Consider the following 24623-nt stretch of genomic DNA (forward strand, 5'->3'; position numbering starts at 1 on the left):
CTAGCGTTCCGCAATAATCCCTTTGCGCCAATCTGGATTCGTGGTAAACGATTCCCACTTTCCTGGCACCTGATTGTACGGAGGATGCAGCCAGGAGGAGGGGTGGGCCGTGATCGCAAGACTGCATTCGACGATCCTGCATGAGATCGCCCGTGTCATTGAGGCGCGGTCGAAGGTGCCGGAACGCATTCGAATTCACGGTAAGCCCTATCAGATCACATATTTAGAGGACCACAAGGGACGGTTAGAGGAAGCTCTCAGACGCCACGACTCTGAACGCTTGGGCATGCTGTTCGGGCAGTTGCAGAGCAAAGTGAAGTATCAGTTCATGCGGGCGCTCGCGAATCGGAAGAAAACGAAAACGAAGACGAAAACCGTGCGGGCGCAGACACGCCGGACCCGGTCAACCCGAGGCCGTTCCACTCGGCGGCGTGCCGCTCGCAGCTGAGCCAGCCACGTCCTCTCGTTCTCGCCCCGGAGCTGTCCCGATTCCGATCGGGGTGGCCTCTCGCTGGATCATAGGTAGCTGGATCGTTCCATTTCTGACGCTGATCGCCGTCTGCGGTTTCTCCTACGCCGATGCGACCGGAGCGTTCTTTCATTTCGACGACTATTGGGTCTTGTCGGACGCCGCACGGGTTCGCATCGATAGCCCCTTGGATTTGGTGAGGTTCTTTGAACCAGGTCGCAACGGCTTTGCGCTCTACCGTCCGCTATCGACCTTGATTTATTTCCGCGGGCTCCACGCGCTGTTCGGATTCGACCCCGCAGGGTATCACGCGGTGCAGATCCTGTTTCACTGCCTCAACGCGATTTTGGTGTACGTGATCGGGCGAACCGTTCTGCGCTCAGTAGGTCTTGGGTTGGTCACCGCGTTGGTCTATGCCACAGCTCCCGGACATGCGATCGCCGTTTTCTGGATGGCTCTGTTTACTATGACGGGAACCGCGTTCCTCTATCTGCTGTCACTAACGTCATGGCTGTGCCTAGGGCCACGGTTCCGCGCCCTGGTTTGTCTGCCCCTCTTTGTGATGGCGCTGTTGGCGGGCGAGCACGCGGTCACGCTCCCGGTCTCGCTCACCCTCACGATCGTCTTGCTCGAGGGCCGCTGGCCAGGGCGACGTGATTGGCTCGCGCTCGCGCCGTTCTACGGCGTGGCTGCCGCCTATGTTGGGGTGAAGGTGTACTACTTTGCGTACGTGTTTCCGGTCTCGTTTCCCGATCCGTTCCAGCAAGCCGCCGCGCGGCAGGCCTACGCCTTGAGCGCGGACCCGGTCAAACTACTCGAACACCTTGGTCGCTACGCTGCGTTCGCGCTGAATGTCGGCTTTCCATTCGTCGACCCAGCACGACCCGAGTCGGTGGCACGAGCCCTCGTCCTGGGCACGGTGGTAGCGCTCGCCGCAGTCGCTGCGATCGTTGTCGCCTGGCCAGGACGCGATGTGTCGTACCGAGTGCGGGCGATGGCGTTCGGATTGGTGTTCTTCCCGGTGGCCTTGGCTCCGGTTTTGGGACTCGTCGATCACTTGTATGGGTACTACGTCGGCATCGCCGGACTCGGTTTGGCGCTTGCCACTGTCAGCGGATTGGCGGCGGCTCCGCGATTGGGATCATTCGCCGTCGCAGGATGGGTCGCCCTTACGCTGATTGTGCATGCCACCGTAACTTGGCGGAGCGTCCGCGAACAAGGTGACTTTGGTTTCCTCCGCGCGTATTCCGTTTCGGCCGCGCGTTGGCTTTATACGGTTGAACGATTGGCGCAGGATCATCCGGACATGACCGAGTTGTTCGTTACGCGCAACTCGTTGACTTCGGCCCTGTTCGACGATACCGGAACCTATCGCCTGTTCTTGCCGGGGCTGCAGGTCAGCGTGCAAACGGTCGAGGAGGTTTCAAGTGTTGAACCAAGTCTGGGACGGCGCACGTTGATCGCACCGTACGTCTTTCCTCCAGGCCAGCCGTGGCCAGGCAGTCGGCCCCAATGGGATTGGCTCCGATGTCCACCCGTGTCGTAGTCACCGGTGGCGCCGGGTTTATCGGTCGCGCTGTGGTGAGCGAGCTGCAGCGGCGCGGTCACGGTGTGACCGTGGTCGACGACCTCAGCAAAGAGGGCGCCGAGTCGCCCCGTGACGTCCGCTTCGAGCGCATCGATCTAACCGACGCCGCTCGAACGCGCGCGGCGTTTGAGGGCCATGATGTCTGCGTAAACCTCGCCGCTAAAATCGGCGGCATCGCGTACTTCCACAAATTTCCGGCGGACATTCTGGCCGAGAACGACCGAATCTATTCAGCGACCTTCCGTGCCGCCGCTCAACTGAAGTTCCGTCGAATTGTCTTCATCTCCTCCTCGATGGTGTTCGAGAACGCGAGCGTATTTCCCAGCCGTGAGACCGACCTGCTCACGACGCCGCCGCCTGTGAGCGCGTACGGCTTCAGCAAGCTTTCCGGCGAGTACTACTGCCGCGCGTTTTACGATCAGTTCGCACTCCCGTACACGATAATTCGGCCGTTCAATGCGTACGGTGCGGATGAGCTGCCGGGGGACGAAGTTGGCATCGCACACGTCATCCCCGATTTGATCAAGAAGGCGCTCGACGCCGGGAGTTCCGACGCACCCCTGGAGCTTCTCGGCAATGGCGACCAGACCCGTTGCTTCACCCACGTGCGCGACATTGCCCGCGGCATCGTTGCGGCGATGGAATCGCCCGCCGGAGTCAATGAGGACTTCAACATCAGCACCGCACAAGAGACGCGCATCCTCGATCTTGCACGTATGATCCACGAGCGCTGCCGGCCGGGTGTGCCGTTCCGGGTGACATCGGCGCCCACGTTTGCGTACGACATTCAGCGTCGCGTGCCGGAGGTCAGCAAGGCCTTGAGCCTGTTGAACTGGCGCGCAGAGACGACGCTGGAATCCGGCCTCGACGAAGTGATCGCGGCGTACCGAGCCCGGCGATGAGTGAATCGATCAACGTTGCTGTGGTCGGACTTGGGCGTGTCGGCCTGCCGCTCGCGCTGGTATTCGCCGAACACGGTTGCCGCGTCCTCGGTTTGGAAGTCGATGTCGCGCGACTCGCCGCGTTGAGCGAAGGCCGTCTGCCGTTCATCGAAGAGGGAGCCGATGAACTGTTGGCGCGCCATTTCGGGCGCAACTTCCATCCCAGTGGCGACCCCGCGGTGATCACGCAGGCCGACGTGGTCATTCTGACGTTCGGCACTCCGGTGGATGAACACATGAACCCGGCGTACACCCAACTCGAGGGCGTCGTGGAGGGATTGCTGCCGCACTTCCGTGCTGGCCAGACCCTCGTGCTCCGCAGCACCGTCGCGCCGGGGACTACGAAGTATTTGCGGCGCTTCATCGAGGGACGGACATCGCTCAAGGTCGGCACCGATTTTTTTCTCGCCTTCTGTCCGGAGCGCATCGCCGAAGGTCGCGCCATCCCGGAGATCGGCGAGATTCCACAGATCGTCGGCGCCCTCGATCCGGAAAGCGGGCGCCGCGCCGCCGCCTTGTTCAGCCGCATTGCGCCCCAATGTTTGCCGGCCGACGCGACCGCTGCGGAGCTCGCCAAGTTGTTCTGCAACATGTACCGCTATATCGATTTCGCGATCGGCAACGAGTTCATGATCATCGCCATGCAGCACAACGCGAACATCTACGACATCGTCGATTTGGTGAACCGTGATTACAAGCGCGCCGGGCTCAAACTCCCAGGTCTCACCGGTGGCCCGTGTCTGTACAAGGACGGGTTCTTCCTGGTCGACCGCGTGCCGTTCGCCGATCTGATCTCGACGGCGTGGAAGATCAACGAGACTGTTCCGGGCTTCCTCATCGAGCGCATCAAGCGCGAACGCGATCTGCCGGGGCTGACCGCCGTGATTCTCGGCCTCGCCTTCAAACGCAACATCGACGACAACCGCAACTCGTTGGCTTACAAGGCCCGCAAGATCTTCGCCGCCGAAGGCTGCCGCACGGTGCTGCACGATCCGCATCTGGCGCCGGGTGACGTCGAGGCGGTGATCCGTGCCGGCGACATCGTGTTCGTCGCGATGAACCACGACGTCTACCGCGATCTCGGCCGCGCGCGCTTTCGCGCCTTGCTCAAGGACGACGCGATCGTGTGCGACATCTGGAACCTCTTCGGGCGCGGTGACATCATCTACGCCAAGCGAGATCTGCCGCTTGAATGAGTCGCTGGTCCCCGACCTCGCTATTCTGATTCCCGTCTACAACGAGGGCGCGAACATCCGCGCCACGTTGGAGCATCTCTACTCGCAGGTGACGATCCCGAAGCGCGTCTGCATCGTCTATGACTTCGACGAAGACGATACGGTTCCTGTCGTGCGTGAGCTTCAGGCGCGACTCCCGGGACTGGAACTGGTGCGCAACCAGCTTGGCCGCGGCGCCCTCAATGCCATCCGCACTGGTCTGCGACAAGTCGAGCGCGGCGTCGCCGTGGTCATGATGGCCGATCAGTCCGATGATCTGACAGTGCTGCCGCAGATGTATGAGAAGGCTCGTGCCGGCGCGATGGTGGTGTGTGCGTCGCGCTACAGCCGCGGCGGTCGCCAAGTCGGCGGTCCGTGGCTCAAAGGGCGGCTGTCGTGGTTTGCCGGGTGGAGCTTGCACGTGTTTGCAGGGGTGCCAACCCGCGACGTGACAAACTCCTTCAAGGCGTATCGCAAGGAACTTTTCGACGCGGTGACCATCGAGAGCGACGGCGGGTTCGAGATCGGATTAGAACTCACCGTGAAAGCGTTCGCGCTCGGCTACCGCATCGAAGAGGTCCCGTGCGTCTCCAACGCCGACCGCCCGGCGGGGACGTCGCGCTTTCGCTTGTGGAAGTGGTTGCCGAAGTATCTCCGCTGGTACCGCTATGCGCTGACACACCGGCCTGGCCGGGCGCGCTGAGCGCCTAGGCGGCGCGGCGCTCGGAGTCGGACAGCGGTAGACGCACGCGGAACGTGCTCCCGCTCCCCGCGCCGCTCTGGACGTCGATGTGGCCGCCGAGCTGTTCGACGTAACGCCGGACGATGTACAGACCTAGGCCGACACCGCTCGTGGGCCGGCCGTTCACGCTGGCTCCCTGCTGGAACATCTCGAAGATTTGCGGCACTTCGGATGCGGCGATGCCAATGCCGGTGTCGGCGACGGCCACTTCCAGTTCGTGCGGCTCGGCCTGATGATGGATCGAGACCGTGACGTGCCCCTGATCGGTGAATTTCAACGCGTTGTTGACCAGGTTCTTGATGATGATCTTGAGCTTGCCGCGATCGCTGCGGACCATTGGTGGGCCACCGTTGAGACTCCAGCGCAGCTCGACGCCCGGCTTGCGCGGCAGGCGCGTGACCTCGGCGGCCAGATCCTCGACCAGCACGTTAAGTTGCACATCCTCGATCCGCACCGGCGACTGACCGGCCTCGAGCCGGTTGACGTTCAACGTGGCGTTGATCAGCTCCAACAGATCGGACGAACTCGCTTGACTGCGTTCCACCGTCCGCCGCTGCTCGGCACTGAGCGGACCGAACGCTTCGTCGAGCAGGAGTTCGTTGTATCCAAGGATGACGTTGAGCGGCGTGCGCAGCTCGTGCGACATCGTGGCGACGAAATCGGACTTCATGCGATCGGCCTGGCGCAGATCGCTGACGAGGCGCACGTTGTCGAGCGCAATCGCGGCTTGGTGAGCGATGCCCCGCAATAACCGCGGCGCGTTGGGAGCGAACGCGTCGGGCCGCCGCCCAGTGATGAGCACCCCGATCAAACGGTCGCCACGACTGAGCCTGGTCAGCAGCATCACGGCTGTGCGATAGCGTTGCAGGAACACTGCTGTCACTTGGTCCAGGTCGTCGTCCGCAGTGACGCAGACGGTGTCTTCGCGCAGGGCTCGCTCGATGAGTGGAAACGCGCCCGGCACATATTCGATACTCGCCAACGCGCCGGTTTGTGCGTTGGGCGGATCGGTCCCGGCCAAGCGGAAGACGCGCCGCCGCTCGTCCCACAGCAGGATGATGGTCCAACTGGCGCCCAGCGTTGTCGTGGTGCTGCGCGCGATACGTTCGATCACCGCGCTGGTGTCGAGGGAGGTATTGAGATCATCGGCAATCTGTAGCAGCGCCCGGGTAACGGTGGCCTCATCGTCCTTGAGTGAGGCTTCGCGGAAGATCGCCCAGCGGTGCAAGTCGAGGTAATGCGCGCCGATCACCGAGGTGAACGCGCCGATCGCGAAGACGAACAGCACGTATGGCCACGGAACCGCGGCGGTCGGAATGATCGCCAGCGCGCCGATGAAACCGATGACGGCGGCGACGGCGACCGTCAGTTGGCCCCAGACCCCCCAGGGAAACAGCAGCGGCAGCCCGCTCATCACGCACACCAAGCCGACCGCGCTCATCTCGGGAGCGCCACGGACGATGACCACGTAGGTATTCAGTGCCAACGCCACGTTTGAACTCAGCGCGACGCAGGCGCGGGTGACCAGGCCGTAACGCAGCAGGCGCTCGCGCAGGAGGAACACGGCACTTCCTCCCAGCAACTCCGGTGCAAACACCACGACAAACCAGGGCCACCGGTCCCGGTAGTAGATCACTTCGAAGACCGCCGCGATCCCCACGACGCCCAAGAAGATGGCGGCTGCCAGCCCAAAATGGCGCGCGGTCAATTCATCAGCATCGCGTCGATATGCTGCGTGGATCGTCGCCGAGGTTGCCGTGCTGTCGAGCATGATTCAGCGGCGAGTGTACCAGTCGAGTTGCGCGCACACCAACTCGCGATGTACTGCGCCCGCGGCGCGTTGACACCCCTGAGGGCCTGCGACAAGATGCCCCGCCGGTTGAGGCGGTCGGAGTTGTGCGGAAAGGGAGCAAGGCATGCGCGGAAGTTGCGGCGGTCGGGCGGGCGGTGTGCGGGTCATCGCGCTGACTGCGGCGCTGACCGCGATGCTGTGCGCGGGGTGTCCATCGCAGCGGCACGGTAACGGGTCGGGCTTGGGCAGCGCTGGCGTGACGGATCGCGCCGCGACCGAGGCGCGAGTGATCGAATACTTCCGCAAGACTGCCGCGGTGCCTGCGGGTGCAACCTTGGAAATCACCGACTGGAGTGCAGCCGGGGTTCCGGGATGGAGCAAGGCCAATCTCCAGGTCAACTCCGGCTTCCGATCGGAAGACCTGCCGTTCGTTGTCAGCGACGACGGGCGCTACTTGGTGCGCGGCGAGCCGGTCGATCTGACCGTCGATCCCGCCCTCGCCATACGCAGCCAGATTGATCTCAAAGGGCAGCCAGTGCGTGGTCCGGCCGACGCGCCGGTCACCATCGTCGAGTTCTCCGATTTCCAATGCCCATTCTGCGCCAAGTCTGCGCAAACCGTCGAGCACGATTTGTTCGCAGCCTTCCCCGGCAAGCTGCGCTTGGTCCACAAGAACTTCCCGCTTCCGCAGATTCATCCGTGGGCGCAGAACGCCGCGATCGCCGCCGAGTGTGCGCTGCAGCAGAGCAACGACGGCTATTGGCGCTTTTACGAAATGTTGTTCGAGCAGCAGAAAACCATCACGCCGGCAAACCTGCGCGAGAAGGTGTTGGACGGATCCGCGGCGGCGGGGCTCGACCGCACCAAGCTGACGCAATGTTACGATAACAAGGCGACCGCCGCCCAGGTACAGGCCGACATCAGCGAGGGCCACGCGCTCGGCGTGACTTCGACCCCCACGTTCTTTGTGAACGGCCGCCGGCTGGCCGGGGCCGTCCCCCTCGATAACTTCCGTGCGGCGGTTGAACAGGAACTCAGCTCGCGCTGAGTCGGGCCTGCGCCCGACGCCGGAGTTTCGCGCAACTTCTGGGCCAGTCGCGAGTTTGTAGAAAGGCGCGCAGCGTGACCCCGACAGACGACCCCGATGTGCAGCTCATGTTGGCGGTGCAGCGCGATGATCGCGGGGCGTTCGAAGCGCTGTTTCGCAAGTACAGCCGCCAACTCGTCGGCTTTGCCCGGCAGTTTGTCGGCAGCCACGCGCGCGCGGAGGAATTGGTGCAAGATATCTTCTTGAAGATCTACCACACTCGTCGGCGCTACGTCCCGCGTGCGCGCTTTGCGACGTGGCTGTATCGGATCGCCACCAACCAGTGTCTGAGCGAAGTGCGGCGCGGTGAGTATCACGGCCGCATGATCTCGCTCGATCCGCCCGACGACGAGGACGAGGCGCCGCTCCAGTTCGCCGATCCCGAGGCGCGCAGCAGCGAAGATCTCCTGTTGGGAAAAGAGGCCGCCGCTAAGATTCGTGGCGTGCTCGAATCGCTACCGCCACAACAGCGGGCCGCACTCCTGCTGGCTCGTGCCGAGGGGTTTTCGTACGACGAGGTCGCCGAGACCCTTGGCTGCTCTGTGTCTGCCGTGAAGAGCTTGGTCCACCGCGCGACCGTGACCCTGCGCGACCGCATCGGAGAGCCCCAGTGATGTCGATCTTCGGAAATGTGCGCTGTGCCGCCGTCCGACGCGACCTGATCGCGTGGATCGACGGCGCGCTCGGTGCGCGACATGCCCGGCGCATCGCGCACCATCTGGAGACCTGCGCCGCGTGTGCGGCAGAAGCGGAGTCAGTGCGCGTGAGTGTGCGCGCGCAAGCGACCGCGCTGCGCGCTACGGTTGCGGCCGAGTCCGTCGATCTCGATCAGCTCTGGCGGCGGCTGGGCCCACGGTTGGTCGATGTCGAGCCGGACTCGATTGGATGGCGCGCGGCGCTGCGTCCGCTGCTGCGGCCAGCGTTGGCGATCGGGGTCGCCGCAATTGCTTTGTTGGTCGGCGTCTCCTCGATCGACGGACCCGATACCGTGCTGATCACGGTCGGGGTGAAGACCCCGCCGGCCGCGCTGCAAACCAAGCCCGAGCTCTTCAAGGACTACGCGATCATTCAACAACTCGACGTCCTGGAGCGCTTCGACACGGCCGACGTCGAACCGATCATGGACGCGGTGACCCCGGCGGAGAACGAGGGGTAGACCATGCGTCTGCGCGATGGGTTCATCGCCATCTTGGTCGCCTGCGTGATCGCCGGCAGCACCGTTGCGCAACAACCCCAGCGTAGCGAACCTCCAAAGGTCACCGAACATCCGAGAGGCCCCGGAGATGCGAAAGGCGGAAATGCGAAAGGATGGAACGAGCTCGGGCCGCGCGAGCGCTATCGCGCCTTGAAGAACTACCACCACCATCAGCAACTTCCGCAAGAGCATCGCGAGACGGTCGAGCGCAACTACGAGCGCTGGCAAGCGATGCCGGAGCATGAACGCAATCGCATTCGCAAGAACTACGAAAAGTTCCGCCGACTCCCGCCCGCGCAACGTGAGCGGCTTCGCCAACAGCCGCCGCCCCCGCCCGCGAAGTAGCGCGGGCGACCGTGCGCGCGAGTGACGCATGGTGCCAGTCATTCTCCACGCCGACATGGACGCCTTCTACGCGTCGGTGGAGCAGCGCGATCGCCCGGAGCTGCGCGGCAAGCCGGTAATAGTCGGCGGCACTGGTGTGCGTGGCGTTGTCAACGCCGCGTCGTATGAAGCGCGCGTCTTCGGTGTGCACTCGGCGATGCCGACGGTCGAGGCGCGCCGTCTGTGTGCGGACGCGGTTTTCCTGCCCGGACGCATGAATCACTACGTCGCCGTCTCGCGCGAGATTCAAGCGATCTTCGAAGAGTTCACACCACAGGTCGAGCCGCTGTCGCTCGACGAAGCATTTCTTGACGTCACCGCTTCACTGCGCTTGCTCGGGTCGCCCGTCGAGATTGCGCGTGCGCTGAAGGCCCGGGTGAAGGAGCGCACGCATCTGGTCGTGTCGGTCGGCATTGGTCCGACCAAGATGATCGCCAAGATCGCCAGCGGTCTGTCGAAGCCGGATGGTCTCGTGGAAGTGCGCCCGGAGCAGGCGAAGTCGTTTCTCGCGCCGCTGTCCGTCGATCAGTTGTGGGGTGTCGGACCGGTGACTTGCGACCGGCTGCGTCGCGCCGGCCTGACGACGGTCGGCCAACTGGCCGCGGCTGATCCGGTGGTGCTCCAGCGCGTGCTTGGGGATCACGGCGTCGCGTTGTGGGAACTCGCCAACGGCCGTGACGCCCGCAGCGTCGACCCCGACCGCGAGCGCAAATCGTACGGCGAAGAGAACACCTTCGAGCGCGACATGCGCGACGGCGACGAGGTCCGCCGCAGCATCATCGCGCATGCGGAAGCCATCGCGCAGCGGCTGCGCCACGACGGGTGCGCGGGTCTGACGGTGACCCTGAAGGTGAAGCTGGCGCAGCGACTCGCGCCGGGCCGCTATCCGCTACTCACACGCCGTACAACGCTGGCCGCGCCGACCGACGACGGCAAGCTGATCAGCGACACGGCGCTGCGGCTGTGGCGAGAGTGGGCGCTGCGCCCGCGCATCCGATTGGTGGGCGTGTCCATGAGCGGCATCAAGCCGGCGTCGTCGCTGCAGCTCTCGCTGTTTGACAACGCGTCGACTTCCACGCACAAGCGCCGGGCTTTGAATCGCGCCGTCGACGCGATCGCTGCCCGCTTCGGGGACGAAACCATCTCGCGCGGCCTGGCGCGTGCGCCGAAGGCCGCCCCCACGCTGTCAATCAAGGAACGGCGGCCGAAGCCGGTGGGCTGACTCGACCGAGAATCGATAGTGAAGGACACTTGGCCCGGCGATGGTCACGGAGGGTTGCGCTCGACAACCACCACAGGGAAGGCATCAGAAGTCGCGTTAAAGATTCGATCAGTGCATGCCGGTCCCGGTAAGTCGGAAATGTAGAATGCAGAGACGACCAAGTGGGCGGTTCCGGCCGCTCGTGCGATTGCTGCAATCGCAAACCGTCCGGTTCTATCGTTGAGTTCTACAGAGGTCGGGCCTTGCGCCTCAAGCACGGGAGCCAGTCCTTCGACCCGCGCATTCAAATAACTGGATACGATCGTCTGAATGGTAATCGTTACGAAGTCTCCGACCTCGGGGCGTTGGGGCTTGATGGAAAAGTTGAAGAACGGCGTCGGAACGCTAAAGCACGTCGGTGTCGGCGATGCGGTCGGCGAGGCCGTCGGCGTCGGGGTCGATGTTGGGCGAAGGCTGGTGCTGCTATCGCCGCAACCGAGCACTGTTGCGGCGGTCACCAACGCACACATACATCCTCTTCGTGCGGAGAGAACGGCGCCTACCAAGAATTGCCCTCGGCGGGACTGCATCACCGCACGGCGGGCGCGACGGCGATGGCGTTCTTGCTGGTGTGCTTGACGCTGTACATGGCGGTGTCGGCGGCGCGGAACAGGGCATCGCCGCTGATCGCGTGCTCGGGATAGGTCGCCACGCCGACGCTGGCGGTCACCGTGGAAATATCGATGCCGTTGCCGTCGAGCGTGCTGACGGCCGCGATCGCTTCGCGGATGCCGGTGGCGATGCGAGTCGCCGTGTCGGTATCGGTGGCAGGCAGCAGCACGACGAATTCGTCGCCGCCGAAGCGAGCGGCGACATCGCCGGGGCGGATCATGTGGCCGATGATGCGGCCGATCGCCGCGATGGTGCGGCTGCCCACAAGGTGGCCGTGCGTATCCACGACGATCTTGAAGTTGTCGAGATCGAGCACGAGCAGGGAGACCGGCTCGCCGCTCGCGCGCGCGTGCTCCGTCATATCGGTCAACGCGCGGTTGAAATGGCGCGTGTTGCCCAAGCCGGTGAGGTCGTCGGTGATCGCAGCAACATGGGCTTGGCGGTACAACGACGCATTCTCGATCGCGATCGCGGCGTGGTCGGCGAGCGTTTGCACCAAGCGCTGCTCCTCCGCGCTGAACCCGGCCCCCTCGACCTTGTTGATGACCTCGATGACGCCGAGTAGCGTCTCTTTGGAAATCACCGGTACGCAGAGCAGGCTGCGCGTCTTCAAGTGCGACTTGTTCTCGAAGCCACGGTAGTGGCGTGGGTCGCGTGCGACATCGTCCACTCGGGCCGGTTCGCGATGCTGCACCACCCAGCCGGCAATGCCTTGATCGGCACGCATGCGCACCCCGTCGATGATCCCCGCTTGCAGCGTGCGCGAGGCGGTGAAGACGAGGTCGCGGCCGGCGCCGTCACGCATCAAGATCGAGCAGGCTTCGCTCGGCACTGCGGCGCTGACGCGGGCGAGAATCTGGTGAGTAATCGACGGATCGCTCGCTAGCACGTCGGCACTCATGGTGGCACCGACATCGTTTGCGATCGCTTCGATGCTGGCCTGATCCGTATCGGTAAAGGCGCCGCCGGTAGCAGAGTTGACGACTTCGATGACGCCGACGACGTTGGCACCTTGCGTAACCGGCACCGCCAGCACCGCTTCGGTCGAAAACTGCGCGGCCTGGTCGATGCCGGGATAGAAGCGCGGGTCGTGCGGTGCCCGATCGACGCGCGCGCTATGACCCGAACGAGCCACCCAGGTCGCGATCCCCTTGTTTGCCGGAACCCGCAGCCCGACGATCGCATTCTCCCGCAATGTTTCGGTGGCGGCGAACACCAGCTCGTTGCGCTCGCTGTCGTACAGCAACAACGACAGCGCTTCGGCCTGGGTGACCAGCTTGATGCGGTGCAAAATGATGCGCAGAATCTCCGAGAGGTCCAGCGTCGAGGTCAGCGCCTTGATCAGTTCGTTGAGCGCCGAGAGCTCAGCGAGTTGCCGTTCCAAAACCCGCGCGGGCGACTCGTCCGACATCGAGGCGGCCTTACCATAGGCCCACAGCACGCGCTACCTTCTTTGTGAGGCGTGATTCGTGAGTCGTGACCCGTGAGATCGTAAGGCGTGAATGGTGACTCGTGAGTGGCGGTCTCGATCATTGGACGATTCACGCTTCACGAGTCACGCGTCACGGATCACGACTCACGCTTTCAGATGACATTCGCGTTCTTCAATCGCGCGATGTCGTCCCAACTGTAGCCGAGCAGATCGGTGAGGATCTCCTCGGTGTGTTGGCCGAACTCCGGTGCGGGGGTGCGGATCGTGCCGGGAGTCTCGCTCAACCGCACTGGCACCCCGACGACCTGCGTGGGGCCGAAACTAGGATGATCGAAGTCTTGGACGTAGTGGTTGATGAGCACTTGCGGATCGTTGGGCAAGTCGTCGACGCTGTTGACGACCGTATAGATGAAGTCACCGCCGCTGCTGAGTGCTTGCAGCCAGTGCGCGCGCGGCTGGCTGGCGAAGATCGCATCGAGGAGTGCGATGCACTCGCCGGCGTTGCCGGCGCGCACGCGCATGTTCTCGAAGCGCGGATCGCTACCCAACTCGGGACGACCTAGCGCCCGGCAGAGGTCGACCCAGTAGCGGTCGGGTTGAATCATGCCGAGGGCGATCCATTGATTGTCGGCGCACCGGTAGTGATTCCACAGCGGATTGACGGTGAGCGCGCGCGATTGCCGTGGAATCGCAAACCCCATCATCAGACGGGCGGCGACGCTGAGGCCCTGCAACCACGTCATGCTGCCGAGGTGCGACGCGTCGACGTCTTGCGCGATACCGTAGCGGTCACGCGCGATGATCGCGGCGAGCACCCCGTAGGCGAGCATGATCGCGCCCATCTGATCGGCGATGCCGCCGGCGATGGCCAGCGGTGGCATATCGGGCTCGCCGGCCGCCAGCATGATCCCCGAACGCGCCTGCGCCATATAGTCGAACGAGGGCTCGCCGCTCTCCGGACCGTCCGGTCCATAGCCCGACGCGCTGGCGTAGATCAGTTTCGGATTGTGTTTACGAAGGGTCGCGGCATCGAGTCCGAGCCGAGCCGCGACACCCTGGCGAAAGTTCTGCACGAAGACATCCGACTTCGCCGCCAGTTGATGGATGATCGCGCGACCTTCGGGTTGCTTAAGATCGAGCGCAAGACTCTTCTTGTTGCGGTTGTTTGCCTCGAAATAAAAGTTCGGTCGATCCTTGAGATCGACGCCGCTCAGCTTGAGCATGCCGCGACCGGGATCGCCGCCGACGCGTTCTTCGATCTTGATCACGTCGGCGCCCAGGTCGCCAAGCATGACCGAGGCGACCGGACCTTGTTGCCAAATGGTCCAATCGATGACGCGAACTCCTTCCAAGGGCAGGGGCATGGTGACTCTCTCTCAGCCGCGTTTCTTCGCTGGCTTTTTCTTTGCGGTGGCGATGCGCGCTTCAGCGGCTTGTTTGAACTCATCCACCGACTGCTGCAGTGCGGTGCGCTCCATGGCTCGACGGACGAGGCCTGGTAACCAGAAGCCGATCACGACCACCTGGCGACACGTGACCCGCGTCTTGTTCGCCGCGAGCTTCTCGAACGTGTACTTTCCTTCGATGGATTCAACATCGCCATCCACGCTCCGCCACGTGAGACGGCCGGGCGGGTCGTATTCGTATTCGAGCACGTAGCGGATGGTCTTCAGGGTGATGTCGACGTGGAATTCGACGCGGTGCGCGAGACCATCGGGATGGCGATCGAGGACGCGAATCTCGCGCACGGAAGATGACCACGACGGGTATCGTTCGAAGTCGATGATTGTCGCAAAGCAGTCCTTCACCGACGCGGCAACTTCAGTCGTGTACTCGTGCGCACCATGCTGCGACATGTGGCGCAAACTAGTCCCGATGGGCGGGCGTTTGCAACGACCCGCGAGCGCGGGTGTCTGAGTCCGTAGGGTGGGCATTGCCCACCATGCATCGACGGGAATCTGACGGGACGGTGGGCAATGCCCACCCTACATCAGCAGCGACACTCAGTTTGAAGTCTTTCCAGCGCCCTAGTCATTGCGAGCCCCGAAAAGGGGCGGAGCAATCTCGATGATCGAGGTATCGCCGTCGGGAGTAGGGCTGCACTCCACGCAACGAGATTGCTTCGTCACTCCGATCCTCGCAATGACGACTCCCCCGCGTACGAATTGGGACACTGCATCAGCGGTGCTGCGCCGGACCCTTGACTCATAGCGGCGCTGTGGTCACAGTCGCTACGTGCGGTTTCCGCGACTGATGTTTTTGTCGTCGATGTTTCTGCTCACGCCGGCGGTGGCGTTGATCGTGGTCGGCGTGCTGGTGCTGGTGTTCAGTCGCGCGGTGGTTGATGTCACGCTCGGCGTGCTCATCTTGTCGTTCTGCGCGTTGCTGCTGGCGGGTACGACCTGGCTGGTTGTGTCGTTCAAGCGCGCGTCCGACCTGTCGCAGTTGCAGCTCGATTTTCTTTCGAAGGTGTCGCACGACTTCAAGACGCCGATGACCAGCATTCGCATGTTCGCCGACACGTTGGCGGACGGGCGATTGACCTCCGAGGCGCAGCGCGTCCGTTGCGTCACGCTGCTGCGCCAAGAGGCGGGTCGCCTCAATGCCCTGATCGATCGCCTGCTCGACTTCGGCCGCATGGAAGCGGGCAAAATGGTCTATCATCGGCAACCGGAGTCGGTGAGTGCGGTGATCGAGGCTGCGGTACAAGCCTTCGAACCGCTGCGCATGCAGGAGAACATCGAGTTCAAAACCGAGGTGCCGGCCGACCTGCCGATGATTCTGGCCGATCGCGACGCTGTCAGTGGCGCGCTCCTCAACCTGTTGCACAACGCCTACAAGTACACCGGCGAATCGAAGCGGATTCGTTTGGAGTGTCATCGCGAAGACGGTCGCGTCGCGCTCTCGGTGATCGACAACGGCCCGGGTGTGCCGCGGCGTGAGCATCGGCGGATCTTCGATGGCTTCTATCGCATCGACGATCGGCTCAATCGTCAGGTCGGCGGCAGCGGACTGGGTCTCGCCATCGTGCGCCATGTGGCGCAAGCCCACGGCGGCCGCGTGCGAGTGACCAACCGCAGCGACGGCGGGGCGGAGTTCTCGATCCTCTTGCCGGCGCTGAAGGCGTGACCGCATGGCGCATGAACGCGTACTGGTGATCGAAGACGACCCGGCGATCGTAGCCGGGCTAGAGATGAACCTGGCGCTCGATGGCTACGAGGTGCTCTCTGCGCGCGACGGTGAGAGCGGGCTGAAACGGGCGCGCGAAGGCAATCCCGATGTCATCATCCTCGACATCATGTTGCCGAAGCGCAACGGCCTAGAGGTGTTGCGACGCATTCGCGAAGAGAACGCCGAGGTGCCGGTGCTGATCGTCAGCGCGCGCGGCGACGAGACCGACAAGGTCATCGGTCTCGAGCTGGGTGCCGACGATTACCTGAGCAAGCCTTTCAGCATCAGCGAGCTGCGCGCCCGCATCAACGCCAGCTTGCGACGCAAGCGGCGCGAGAGCGTGGAGCGTATCAGCGACGCCTTCGGCGATGTCCGCATCGATTTTGATCGCCACGAAGTGACCCGCGCGGGCAAGCTCGTACCGATGACCGCGCGCGAGTTCCAGGTGCTGGCGTACTTCCTGCGCCATCCCGATCGGGTGATCACGCGCGACATGTTGCTGCATGCGGTGTGGAAGCTGGAGTTCACTACGATGCGGACGGTGGATAATTTTATTGCCCGCCTTCGAGCGAAGCTCGAACCCGATGCGGAGAATCCTCGCTACCTGCTCACCGTGCGCGGCGTCGGCTATCGCCTTGACACGGGCAGCGGGAACGGTGGTGGTGGATGATGAAACGACAATCTTCTGGAGATCACTCGGACTCGGATTGGTAGGGAGCCATGGACCAAACGGACACACGTGTCGCAGTTGTCGTGGGAGTCGGCGCCGGGTTGGGCGCGGCGTTGGTCAGCCGATTCGCGCAGGGCTATCGCGTCGCGCTCGTGGCCCGGAGCAAAGACGTCACTGGCCCGCTGGCTGATGAGATCCGATCCGCCGGGGGCGTTGCGCTGCCGGTTCAGAGCGACGCGACCGTCGCAGAACAAGTGTCGTCCGCGCACGAGCGGATACGCAACGAACTCGGCTCTGTCGACGTGCTCATCTACAACGGCGGCCGGCGGCCATTCGGAACGTTGGTGGACACCACGCCCGAGGTGTTCGAGGAAACCTGGCGCGTGCATGCGTTGGGTGCGTTCCTGTGGGCGCGTCAGGTCGCGCCCGAGATGCTGGCGCGCCGTAGCGGAGCGATCTTGATCACGGGGGCGACGGCAGGCGTCAAGCCGGGGGCATCGTCGGCCGCATTTGCGCCGGCCAAATTTGCCGTGCGCGGTCTCGTGCAAGTGATGGCGCGCGATCTTCATCCGCAGGGCGTTCACGTCGCCTACGTCAACGTCGACGGTGCGATCGACATGCCGGTGGTCAGGGAGTTTCTGCCGCACCTCAAGGACGAAGATCTCCTCAAGCCGTCCGCCATCGCCGACGCCTTTTGGTATCTGGCGCACCAGGATCCGAGCGCGTGGAGCTTCGAACTCGATGTGCGGCCGTTCAAGGAGCGATTCTAGGCTGATTCCGAAGAAAAGAACTCAACGCAAAGTCGCCAAGGCGCAGAGCCGCAAAATGAATGAGCGCGACGAAAACGACTCCCGGAGAGGTTGGCTCGCTTCGTAGAACGCTCGCTTTGCGGCTTAGCGCCCTTGCGACCTTGCGTTTGGTTCCGTTCTTGGCGCTACGAAATGACGCCAGCGTCTTTCAGCTTGCCCATCTCCTCCCAATCGTAGCCGAGGTCGAGCAGCACTTCTTCGGTGTGCGCGCCGACGTCACTGGCGGCGGCGCGCACTGTCGGCGGCTCACCGTTGAATTGCACGGGGCTCGCCGCGACGCGGAACGGTCCGAAGTTGGGATGTTCGAAGTTCATGATGTAACCGTTCGCCTTCACTTGGCGATCTTCGACCACTTCGGCCGGTGATTGCACCGGCGCCCAAATACACTCCGATGCGTCGAGGATCTCGGCCCACTCGGCCCGCGTCTTGGTCGCGAACATCGCCTTCAGCAGTTCGACCAGCACCGAACCGTTGAGCTGACGCTGCGGCGGCGGATTGAAGCGCGGGTCGTCGAGCAGGTCGTCGCGATGCACCGTCTTACAGAAGATCGGCCAGAAGCGATCGCCCTGCAGCATCATCAGCACGATGCCTTTGCCGTCGCTGCTCCAGTAGGTGTTGACCAGCGGATTGGGTGCGCCCATCAAACCGGATTGCGGCAGCTCGAAGCCGTAGGCCATCGACGCGACGATGTCGGGCGACATGATCCACACCGCGTTGCCGAGCAGCGAGACGTCGACTTCGATCCCTTGTCCGCTGCGCTCGCGATGGAAGAGCGCGCCGGCAATGCCGCCGGCGATGAACATGCCGCCGATGAAGTCGCCGAACGCGGGGCGCTGTCCGACCAGCGGCTGGCCCGGAGTGGACAGGCGATCCGCAACTCCACCGCGCGCCCAGAACGATGCGGCGTCGTAGCCGCCGCGATTGGCGTCGGGGCCCTTCTGTCCCTGACCGTGCCCCTTGGCGTAGATCAGACGCGGGTTGATCGGCTTGAGGTCTTCGTAGGTGATCTTCAAGCGCGTGCGCGCTTCGCCGAGGTAGTTGGTGAGAAAGACGTCGGCCTTCGCGACCATCTTGTAGAGGATCTCGCGTCCGGCATCGGTGGCGAGGTCGATGCCGACGCTGCGCTTGTTGCGGCCGAGTTGTTCGGTGAAGAAGTTCACGCCCTTGGCGCCGGGCACGATACCGGAGGTGATGAGGCCGCGAATCGGATCGCCGCGCACGGGATGCTCGACCTTGACGACATCGGCGCCCCAGTCGCCGAGCACCGTGGCCGCCGATGGGACGAAGCCCCAGTCGGCTACTTCAATCAAACGGACCCCTTCGAGAATATGCATGCTTCAACCTGCCGCAATGAGATGCGGTCTAATGGACCGGGCTGCGCGCGCGTGTCAAGCGCCGTGGCAAGCGCGCGGTGCACCGTGCTAGAGACCGTGGGCCGCGGTGCGATGAGCGACGAGCCCCGTGCGAGTTGCGAGAGCACTGACCGATGGACGACCAACTCAAATTTCTTCTTTACCGCAAGGACGACCGCGATGCGGTCTTTGCGTTCCTGCACTCGGTCTACCCGCCCGACTATGCGGAGCGCGTCATCCGCCAATGGGATTGGAAGTATGACGCGAACCCATTCAAGCAGACACCGGAGCCGCACGTCACGTTGCTCAAGGATGGCGCGCGCGTTGTCGGCTTGTACGGGACGTTCCCGCTGCCTTTCTACATCGAGGGTCACGAGCGGTGGGGGAGTCTGGGTGGCGATTGGATCGTCCATCCCGAGTACCGCGATCGCAGGCTGTCACGCCGGCTGTGGGAAGCCTACAACCAGCCGCAGATCACGCTGCATTTCTCGTGGCAGAACGAGGCGTCGGTTCGCCGACGCGGTCGCCATGAGGACGTGAACCGCGTGCAACTTGCCCCACTCGTGAAGCCGATCGACTTCGGACACTTCGCGCACCAACTCAGTGGACGCGCGTGGACGCGTGGTCCGGTGAATGTGGCGGCGGCTGGGTTGCGGGCGATCGCGCGGCCGCTGCGTCGCCGCGTGGCCGTTGACGGCGTGACGATCAGTCGCATCGAACGATTCGATGAGCGCTTCGACGCGCTGGCGTGGCGCGCACGCGGCGACTACCCGGTGATGGTGGCACGTGGCGAACGCTACTTGAACTGGCGCTTCGTCGAGCGGCCCGGCGCCCGTTACACCGTGCTCGCTGCGACCAGCCGCAACGAGTTGCTCGGCTACGTGGTCCTACGATCGGCCGAGAAGGGGGACGAGCGCTGGGGATACTTGGTGGACTTTCTCGTCGCGGATCACTCCGCGCCGATCATTGCGCAGTTGATGGACGCCGGCGTCGAACATCTGCGCCGCGACGGTGTGAAAGCGATCAGTTGCCGTGCCGCCGTACCACCCTATCGGCAAGAACTGTATCGTTGCGGCTTCTACGTCGTGCAGTGGGGCCCGCGTGGCTACCTTTCCGCGTGGCCCAAGGAAGGCGATCCCGACTACGCTGCTTTCCGCGACGTCCGAAAATGGTTCATCACCATGGGCGACGGCGATCTGGAACTGGATTTCTAACTGAGTGCGCAAGCGCGCGCGGACGATGCAACTACAGCGATGCGTACAGCGCGGCTATCGGTCCAGCCGCGCGCGTGTCGCCGGTCGTGCCCGGCGACATCTTGTTCATGACGTACGCCCAGCTCACTCGTGCGTCCATGTCGGCAAAGCCCAATGAGCCGCCCCAACCGCCGTGGCCGAAGGTGCGTGGATTGGGGCTGAGCGGAAGATCCGCGCTCGCTAGCATGAATCCCAAGCCCCACCGAAGCGGAAACCCGAGGACGAGATCGCGGCCATAGCACTGCTCTTCGATCGCCCGCTCGATGGTTTCCGTGCGCAGCAGACGCACGCCGTCGAGCGTGCCGCCGCAGGCGAGCGCGGCCAACACCTTCGCGACTGAGCGGGCGTTGCCGTGACCGTTGGCCGCCGGAATCTCGGCGGCGCGCCAGGCGCGCGTGTTCGCCAACTCGGGAGACAGACGCGGGTTGCCCATGACCTTGCCCAGCATCGACTCGGGGTCGACCGCCGCCGCGGTGCCCGCAGCCGCTGTCTCTTCCGCGGAGGGCGGAATCATTTCCGCCACCCGCGCGTCCTCCGCGGCAGCCAAGCCGATGTGAAAGTCCGCGCCGAGCGGTACCGCGACTTCGTCGCGAAAAAATGCTCCGGGGGTCTTGCCGCTGATGCGCCGGATGACTTCCCCGACGAGATAACCGAAGGTCATCGCGTGATAGCCGCTGGCACTGCCAGGCTCCCACCATGGCGTTTCGTCGGCGAGCGCCTGTACCATCCGCGGCCACTCGTACAACGTCTCCGAAGACAGTGGCTGTCGAATCGCAGCGAGACCGGCGGTGTGGCTCAACAGATAGCGGATCGGCATCGCCGCCTTGCCCGCGTTCGCAAACTCGGGCCAATAGCGAGCGACGGGTGCGTCGAGGTCGAGCAAGCCACGATCGACGAGCACGTGCGCACACAGCGCGGTCATCGCCTTCGTGGTCGAGAAGACGTTGACGATGGTGTCGCGCTTCCACGGCCGCGTGCATGCCGCGTCCGCGTGGCCGGCCCACAAGTCCACTACCAACTTACCGTCGAGCGTAGCGGCAAACGAGGCGCCGACTTCTCGCCCGGCGTCGAAGTTGGCAGCAAAGGCATCGCGCACCGCCGCAAAGCGGGGATCGCAGTTGCCTTGAATGGAAACGTTCATTTTCAACTCAAAGCGTGAGAGCTCGCTCAGCCGCCGCTCAACGCTTGCAGGATCTGGACCTCATCGCTCGCTTGCAGGAGAGTGTCGAGGTCGAAGACCTGATCGCCGTTGACGAAGATGCGGATGTGCTGACGAACGCGATCTTGCTCATCGATCATGCGGAAGCGAATGCCGGGATGGCGGCGGTCGAGATCGACGAGCAACGCGTTCAGCGTTGATCCCTCGGCTTCGACTTCGGCTCGTTCGTCCGTGTACGAGCGTAGCGGTGTTGGAATCAATACTTTCATGCACCGATCTCGGCGGCTTCGACGGCATAGATGTGCGGCAAGTGGTGGGCGATGCGGGTCCACTTCGCGCCCTCGTTGGTGCTGGCCCACAACTCGCCGGTGGTCGTTCCGAAGTAGACGCCGACTGGCTGATGCGCGTCCGCGGTCATCGCCTGACGCAACACCGTGAGCCACGCGTCGCGTTTCGGCAGCCCGACGTCGAGTCGCTTCCAGGTTTTGCCGGCGTTGCGGGTGACGTACGCCGAGGGTCTACCGTCGGGACTCACACGCGGCCACACCGTCGTCCCGTCCATCGGAAACACCCAGGCGGTGTCGGGATCGCGTGGATGCAGAACCACCGGGAACCCGATGTCGCCGACCTTCTTCGGCATGTTGTCGCCGATGCGTTCCCATTGCCGCGCCGGACGTTGTAGGCGATAGATGCCGCAGTGGTTCTGCTGGTAGAGCACGTCGGGCGCCAGCGGATGCAACTGCACGCAGTGGGGATCCTGTCCGAACTCGGGGAAAGGATTGGGCAGAAAATCGGCGCGACAGCCTGCGTTGAGCGGCGCCCAGTTGGCGCCCTTGTCTACGCTCTCGAACACGCCGCCGCCATCGCCGTTGCTCGACATTCCGATGTACATATGGGCGGGATCGCGCGGATCGATGAGAATCGAGTGCAGCTTCGACCCATCCGGCGTGCCGCCAGCGCCGGGCCCTGCGCCGGTCCACCGTGGGTAGAGCGGATGGTCGTTGAATCCCGCCACCGGCTGCCAGGTGTCGCCGGCATCTTCGGAGCGGAACAATCCTTCCGGCGATGTGCCGGCGTACCACACCTTCGGTTCGCTTGCGTGCCCAGGGGTGAGCCAGAAGACATGATCGACGGCGCGTCCTGTCTGACCTTCGGCGGCCTTGGCAAACGCGGGTGGCTTCGATGCTTCCTTCCAGGTTTTGCCGCGATCGCTGGAGCGAAAAATCGTCGGGCCGAGGTGCCCCGTTTTGCTGGCGATCAACATGGTGCGGTGATCGCGTGGATCGAGCAGCACGTGATGCACGATGTGGCCGAGGAAGAGCGGCTTGCCGATCCGCCACGCGCGTCGCGCGCGGTCTGATCTTGCGAGGAACGCGCCCTTCTTGGTCGCGATCAGCAGCGTCAATGGCCCGGTTGCAGGCTTCGGGGCTTCAGCATTGGTAGGCATTCGCATCCTCCGCGTTCGCATCCTCTGACGAAACTCCTTGCCGCCGCCTTGATAGTGACTTACCCCGCCGGCGGTCAAGTAGGTTCTGGGGACGGCGTACGCTCGTAATACTTGCCGGGCTTGGGCGTCGGTGCGCGATAGATCCCGGTGCGCACACGTATGCCGAGAATCTCGCCGACTGCGCGAATGGTCTCAGGACAGAAGCCGTAAGCACGAAGGCGAGCGATATGCCCGTCCTGTTCCTCGAATCGGAAAACGGCCTCGAGCGCCTCGCGGCCGCGACGCGTGGCGAACACCAGCATGATCGGCTCACCATCGAACTCGATGCGCTCGAGACGCGCAGAGTCGCGCTGGAACTCCGGCGGCCATTCGGCGTGACCGTGGACCACCGCATCGAAGAAGCCCGGAGTACCCTCGGATGGATCGAGTCCGATGTGAAACGAGTTGCCGACATTCTCCGTCGAGCCGCCTTCGAGCATGAGCGCGACCAAGCCCTTCACGTCCTTGGCGTTGTAGCGCTCGATGAAGCGATCGAGGAGTTCGGGAGACGGCGCCGGCCGGCGCGCTGCAGCCGCGCTCTCGTGTTCACGCAGCCGGTCTCGGCCGCGGTGCAGCGCGGCCTTGACGGCGCCCGTCGTGGTGGCGAGCAGCGCGGCGATCTGGTCGAGGCTCATGTCGAAGACCTCCTTGAGCACCACCGCGGCGCGCTCCTGTGGCGGGAGCCGCTGCAGGAGTCGGGAGCCCGCGTCCCGCACGTCGCTCGACATCTCGGGATTCGCGCCCGGCGCCGCGATGTCCTCGGGGTTTGCGTCGGGCGCTCGCGCCTCCGTCTTGCGGCGGCGCAGCGTATCGATCCAAACGTTCGTCGCGGTGCGCAGCAGGTACGCACGAGGATCGCGGATCTCCGGCGAGGTGACGCCCCATTGCCCGAAGGCGCGCAGCAAGGTGTCTTGCACCAGATCCTCGGCGTCCCAGACGTCTCCGGTGAGGCGGCGGCAATAGCCGTGGAGGGCTGGCCGCAGCGGTACGAGCATGTCGACGTAGCGGTGCCAGGCCGTGCGCAGGTCGGCGCGAAGCGTTTCAGGAAGCTCGCTGGTGTCCATGCGTCCTCCACTCAGATTGGAGACGATATGACAGATCGCTCGCCGATGCGGAACGTCCGCCTACGCGGCCGCGAGAGCGGGCTTCGGGTACGCGCCCGGATGCCCCACATAGTGGCCACTGCCGTAGTTCCACGCCGACAGGGGTGCGCGTCCACGCCGGATCTCGTCGCCGCGTAGGTACTCCACTTCGATCTTCTCACCCGGTGCGTGCTCGCGTACGAAGAACGCAACGTCGGAGACACGCAACACCGGCGCCCTGTTTAGCCAGAGGAGCAGATCGCCGGGCTGCATGCCGGCCTCCGCCGCACAGCCCCCGGGCACGACGTGCGTGATGCGGACGCCGGCGCCAGACTGAAGCGTCGTTGCCCCGAGGCCGCTGCGGAACGAGAAGTGCCGCGCGCCGCGCGTCCCCGTCTCCAAGTACAAGATCAGATCGCCGATCATCTCGTCCCAACCACCGGCGGTGCTCTCCGCGTAGTGGTGCCAGGCCTCCGAGTCGCCGAAGCCGCTGCGCACGATGGTGATCCGTGTCCCCGCGGACACTTCCTCGAAGGTGACAGTGGTCTCATACCCGCCGTCGAGCCTGGATTGGCTCTGCGACCACGACAGCCGGCGGTGTTGCTCGACGTCGGTCACGTTCATCTCCCAAGGCTCGAACGTTTCGAGCGAGGCCGGGTCATCCATGTGATCGCGGCCTCCCATCCATGCTTCCCGCTCCTGCGTGTCTGTAAACGCTGCCCACGCCGTTGCCACCGGCACCGCTACTACGAACGTCCGCTGGTATTCTGCTGTCATTGTTCTCTCCTTTCTAGTGGAGAATGACGGACGAGGAGGTCGCGAGGATACGTGCCTGGTCGGATTTTCTTCGAGGGCTTGATTCGCTGCGCGAACCGTCGGCTCATCGCGACTTTGAGGAGGACGTCTTGCAGCATTGAAAAAGTG

The 24623-nt window shown here is 63.9% G+C and carries 24 protein-coding genes; 14 read left to right on the top strand and 10 right to left on the bottom strand.

Annotated features, from left to right (window positions below):
- Positions 1 to 109 precede the first annotated feature (109 nt).
- Genes HYR72_18570 through HYR72_18590 form a run of 5 tightly spaced genes read left to right on the top strand, consistent with a single transcriptional unit; the run spans position 110 to position 4915 of the window.
- Entirely contained in the window at positions 110 to 448 is a 339-nt protein-coding gene (locus HYR72_18570; protein ID MBI1816988.1) for a hypothetical protein, read from the top strand.
- A 52-nt stretch (positions 449 to 500) separates the two neighbouring features.
- Positions 501 to 2015 carry a hypothetical protein gene (locus HYR72_18575; GenBank protein MBI1816989.1) on the top strand — a complete coding sequence of 505 codons (1515 nt, stop codon included), beginning with the start codon at positions 501 to 503 and terminating at the stop codon, positions 2013 to 2015.
- Positions 1997 to 2959, top strand: coding sequence for an NAD(P)-dependent oxidoreductase (locus tag HYR72_18580; protein ID MBI1816990.1), 963 nt, complete (start codon positions 1997 to 1999; stop codon positions 2957 to 2959). Before HYR72_18575 ends, HYR72_18580 begins: the two co-directional genes overlap by 19 nt.
- Positions 2956 to 4194, top strand: a complete 1239-nt coding sequence (locus tag HYR72_18585) for a nucleotide sugar dehydrogenase (protein ID MBI1816991.1) — start codon at positions 2956 to 2958, stop codon at positions 4192 to 4194. The genes HYR72_18580 and HYR72_18585 overlap by 4 nt, the downstream gene beginning before the upstream one ends.
- Before the next feature lie 4 nt (positions 4195 to 4198).
- The gene (locus HYR72_18590; protein MBI1816992.1) at positions 4199 to 4915 is read left to right on the top strand and encodes a glycosyltransferase family 2 protein; all 717 of its coding nucleotides are present in this window, start codon (positions 4199 to 4201) and stop codon (positions 4913 to 4915) included.
- 4 nt (positions 4916 to 4919) lie between these two features.
- Here HYR72_18590 and HYR72_18595 read toward each other — a convergent pair whose 3' ends face one another.
- Positions 4920 to 6725 carry a GAF domain-containing sensor histidine kinase gene (locus tag HYR72_18595; protein ID MBI1816993.1) on the bottom strand — a complete coding sequence of 602 codons (1806 nt, stop codon included), beginning with the start codon at positions 6723 to 6725 and terminating at the stop codon, positions 4920 to 4922.
- A gap of 145 nt (positions 6726 to 6870) precedes the next feature.
- Here HYR72_18595 and HYR72_18600 point away from each other — a divergent pair, with 145 nt between their 5' ends.
- The 5 genes from HYR72_18600 to HYR72_18620 all read left to right on the top strand — a co-directional run bounded on the left by HYR72_18600 (position 6871) and on the right by HYR72_18620 (position 10634).
- Positions 6871 to 7794, top strand: a complete 924-nt coding sequence (locus HYR72_18600; GenBank protein MBI1816994.1) for a DsbA family protein — start codon at positions 6871 to 6873, stop codon at positions 7792 to 7794.
- A 74-nt stretch (positions 7795 to 7868) separates the two neighbouring features.
- Positions 7869 to 8447 carry an RNA polymerase sigma factor gene (locus HYR72_18605; protein MBI1816995.1) on the top strand — a complete coding sequence of 193 codons (579 nt, stop codon included), beginning with the start codon at positions 7869 to 7871 and terminating at the stop codon, positions 8445 to 8447.
- The gene (locus tag HYR72_18610; GenBank protein ID MBI1816996.1) at positions 8447 to 8989 is read left to right on the top strand and encodes a zf-HC2 domain-containing protein; all 543 of its coding nucleotides are present in this window, start codon (positions 8447 to 8449) and stop codon (positions 8987 to 8989) included. Before HYR72_18605 ends, HYR72_18610 begins: the two co-directional genes overlap by 1 nt.
- Before the next feature lie 3 nt (positions 8990 to 8992).
- The gene (locus HYR72_18615) at positions 8993 to 9373 is read left to right on the top strand and encodes a DUF3106 domain-containing protein (GenBank protein MBI1816997.1); all 381 of its coding nucleotides are present in this window, start codon (positions 8993 to 8995) and stop codon (positions 9371 to 9373) included.
- Between the two features lie 28 nt (positions 9374 to 9401).
- Positions 9402 to 10634: a DNA polymerase IV gene (locus tag HYR72_18620; GenBank protein MBI1816998.1), complete on the top strand. Its 1233-nt coding sequence runs from the start codon at positions 9402 to 9404 to the stop codon at positions 10632 to 10634.
- Between the two features lie 568 nt (positions 10635 to 11202).
- Here HYR72_18620 and HYR72_18625 read toward each other — a convergent pair.
- The 3 genes from HYR72_18625 to HYR72_18635 all read right to left on the bottom strand — a co-directional run bounded on the left by HYR72_18625 (position 11203) and on the right by HYR72_18635 (position 14573).
- Positions 11203 to 12726, bottom strand: coding sequence for a sensor domain-containing diguanylate cyclase (locus HYR72_18625; GenBank protein ID MBI1816999.1), 1524 nt, complete (start codon positions 12724 to 12726; stop codon positions 11203 to 11205).
- Between the two features lie 143 nt (positions 12727 to 12869).
- Positions 12870 to 14081: a CoA transferase gene (locus HYR72_18630; protein ID MBI1817000.1), complete on the bottom strand. Its 1212-nt coding sequence runs from the start codon at positions 14079 to 14081 to the stop codon at positions 12870 to 12872.
- 12 nt (positions 14082 to 14093) lie between these two features.
- Complete coding sequence (locus HYR72_18635; GenBank protein ID MBI1817001.1) at positions 14094 to 14573, bottom strand: SRPBCC family protein; 480 nt, start codon at positions 14571 to 14573, stop codon at positions 14094 to 14096.
- Between the two features lie 397 nt (positions 14574 to 14970).
- On the opposite strand from HYR72_18635, the gene HYR72_18640 reads away from it, so the two are divergent.
- From HYR72_18640 to HYR72_18650, 3 genes are read left to right on the top strand one after another with little or no spacing between them, the layout of a single operon-like run.
- Positions 14971 to 15846, top strand: coding sequence for a sensor histidine kinase (locus HYR72_18640; GenBank protein ID MBI1817002.1), 876 nt, complete (start codon positions 14971 to 14973; stop codon positions 15844 to 15846).
- Between the two features lie 4 nt (positions 15847 to 15850).
- Positions 15851 to 16558 carry a response regulator transcription factor gene (locus HYR72_18645; GenBank protein MBI1817003.1) on the top strand — a complete coding sequence of 236 codons (708 nt, stop codon included), beginning with the start codon at positions 15851 to 15853 and terminating at the stop codon, positions 16556 to 16558.
- Positions 16559 to 16608: 50 nt separating this feature from the next.
- The gene (locus HYR72_18650) at positions 16609 to 17328 is read left to right on the top strand and encodes an SDR family NAD(P)-dependent oxidoreductase (GenBank protein ID MBI1817004.1); all 720 of its coding nucleotides are present in this window, start codon (positions 16609 to 16611) and stop codon (positions 17326 to 17328) included.
- A gap of 164 nt (positions 17329 to 17492) precedes the next feature.
- On the opposite strand, the gene HYR72_18655 is transcribed toward HYR72_18650, so the two are convergent.
- Positions 17493 to 18701, bottom strand: coding sequence for a CoA transferase (locus HYR72_18655; protein MBI1817005.1), 1209 nt, complete (start codon positions 18699 to 18701; stop codon positions 17493 to 17495).
- Between the two features lie 152 nt (positions 18702 to 18853).
- Between HYR72_18655 and HYR72_18660 the strand changes: the two genes are divergently transcribed.
- Complete coding sequence (locus HYR72_18660) at positions 18854 to 19933, top strand: GNAT family N-acetyltransferase (GenBank protein ID MBI1817006.1); 1080 nt, start codon at positions 18854 to 18856, stop codon at positions 19931 to 19933.
- 31 nt (positions 19934 to 19964) lie between these two features.
- Here HYR72_18660 and HYR72_18665 read toward each other — a convergent pair whose 3' ends face one another.
- From HYR72_18665 to HYR72_18685, 5 genes are all read right to left on the bottom strand, one after another.
- Positions 19965 to 21113 carry a beta-lactamase family protein gene (locus HYR72_18665; GenBank protein ID MBI1817007.1) on the bottom strand — a complete coding sequence of 383 codons (1149 nt, stop codon included), beginning with the start codon at positions 21111 to 21113 and terminating at the stop codon, positions 19965 to 19967.
- Between the two features lie 26 nt (positions 21114 to 21139).
- Positions 21140 to 21400, bottom strand: coding sequence for a MoaD/ThiS family protein (locus HYR72_18670; protein MBI1817008.1), 261 nt, complete (start codon positions 21398 to 21400; stop codon positions 21140 to 21142).
- Positions 21397 to 22578, bottom strand: coding sequence for a glycosyl hydrolase (locus HYR72_18675; protein ID MBI1817009.1), 1182 nt, complete (start codon positions 22576 to 22578; stop codon positions 21397 to 21399). Before HYR72_18675 ends, HYR72_18670 begins: the two co-directional genes overlap by 4 nt.
- A 74-nt stretch (positions 22579 to 22652) precedes the next feature.
- Positions 22653 to 23681, bottom strand: coding sequence for an RNA polymerase sigma factor (locus HYR72_18680; GenBank protein MBI1817010.1), 1029 nt, complete (start codon positions 23679 to 23681; stop codon positions 22653 to 22655).
- A gap of 60 nt (positions 23682 to 23741) precedes the next feature.
- Positions 23742 to 24476, bottom strand: coding sequence for an SRPBCC domain-containing protein (locus HYR72_18685; protein MBI1817011.1), 735 nt, complete (start codon positions 24474 to 24476; stop codon positions 23742 to 23744).
- Positions 24477 to 24623: the final 147 nt, after the last annotated feature.

The organism is Deltaproteobacteria bacterium (assembly GCA_016178705.1).
GTDB lineage: Bacteria > Desulfobacterota > Binatia > HRBIN30 > JACQVA1 > JACOST01.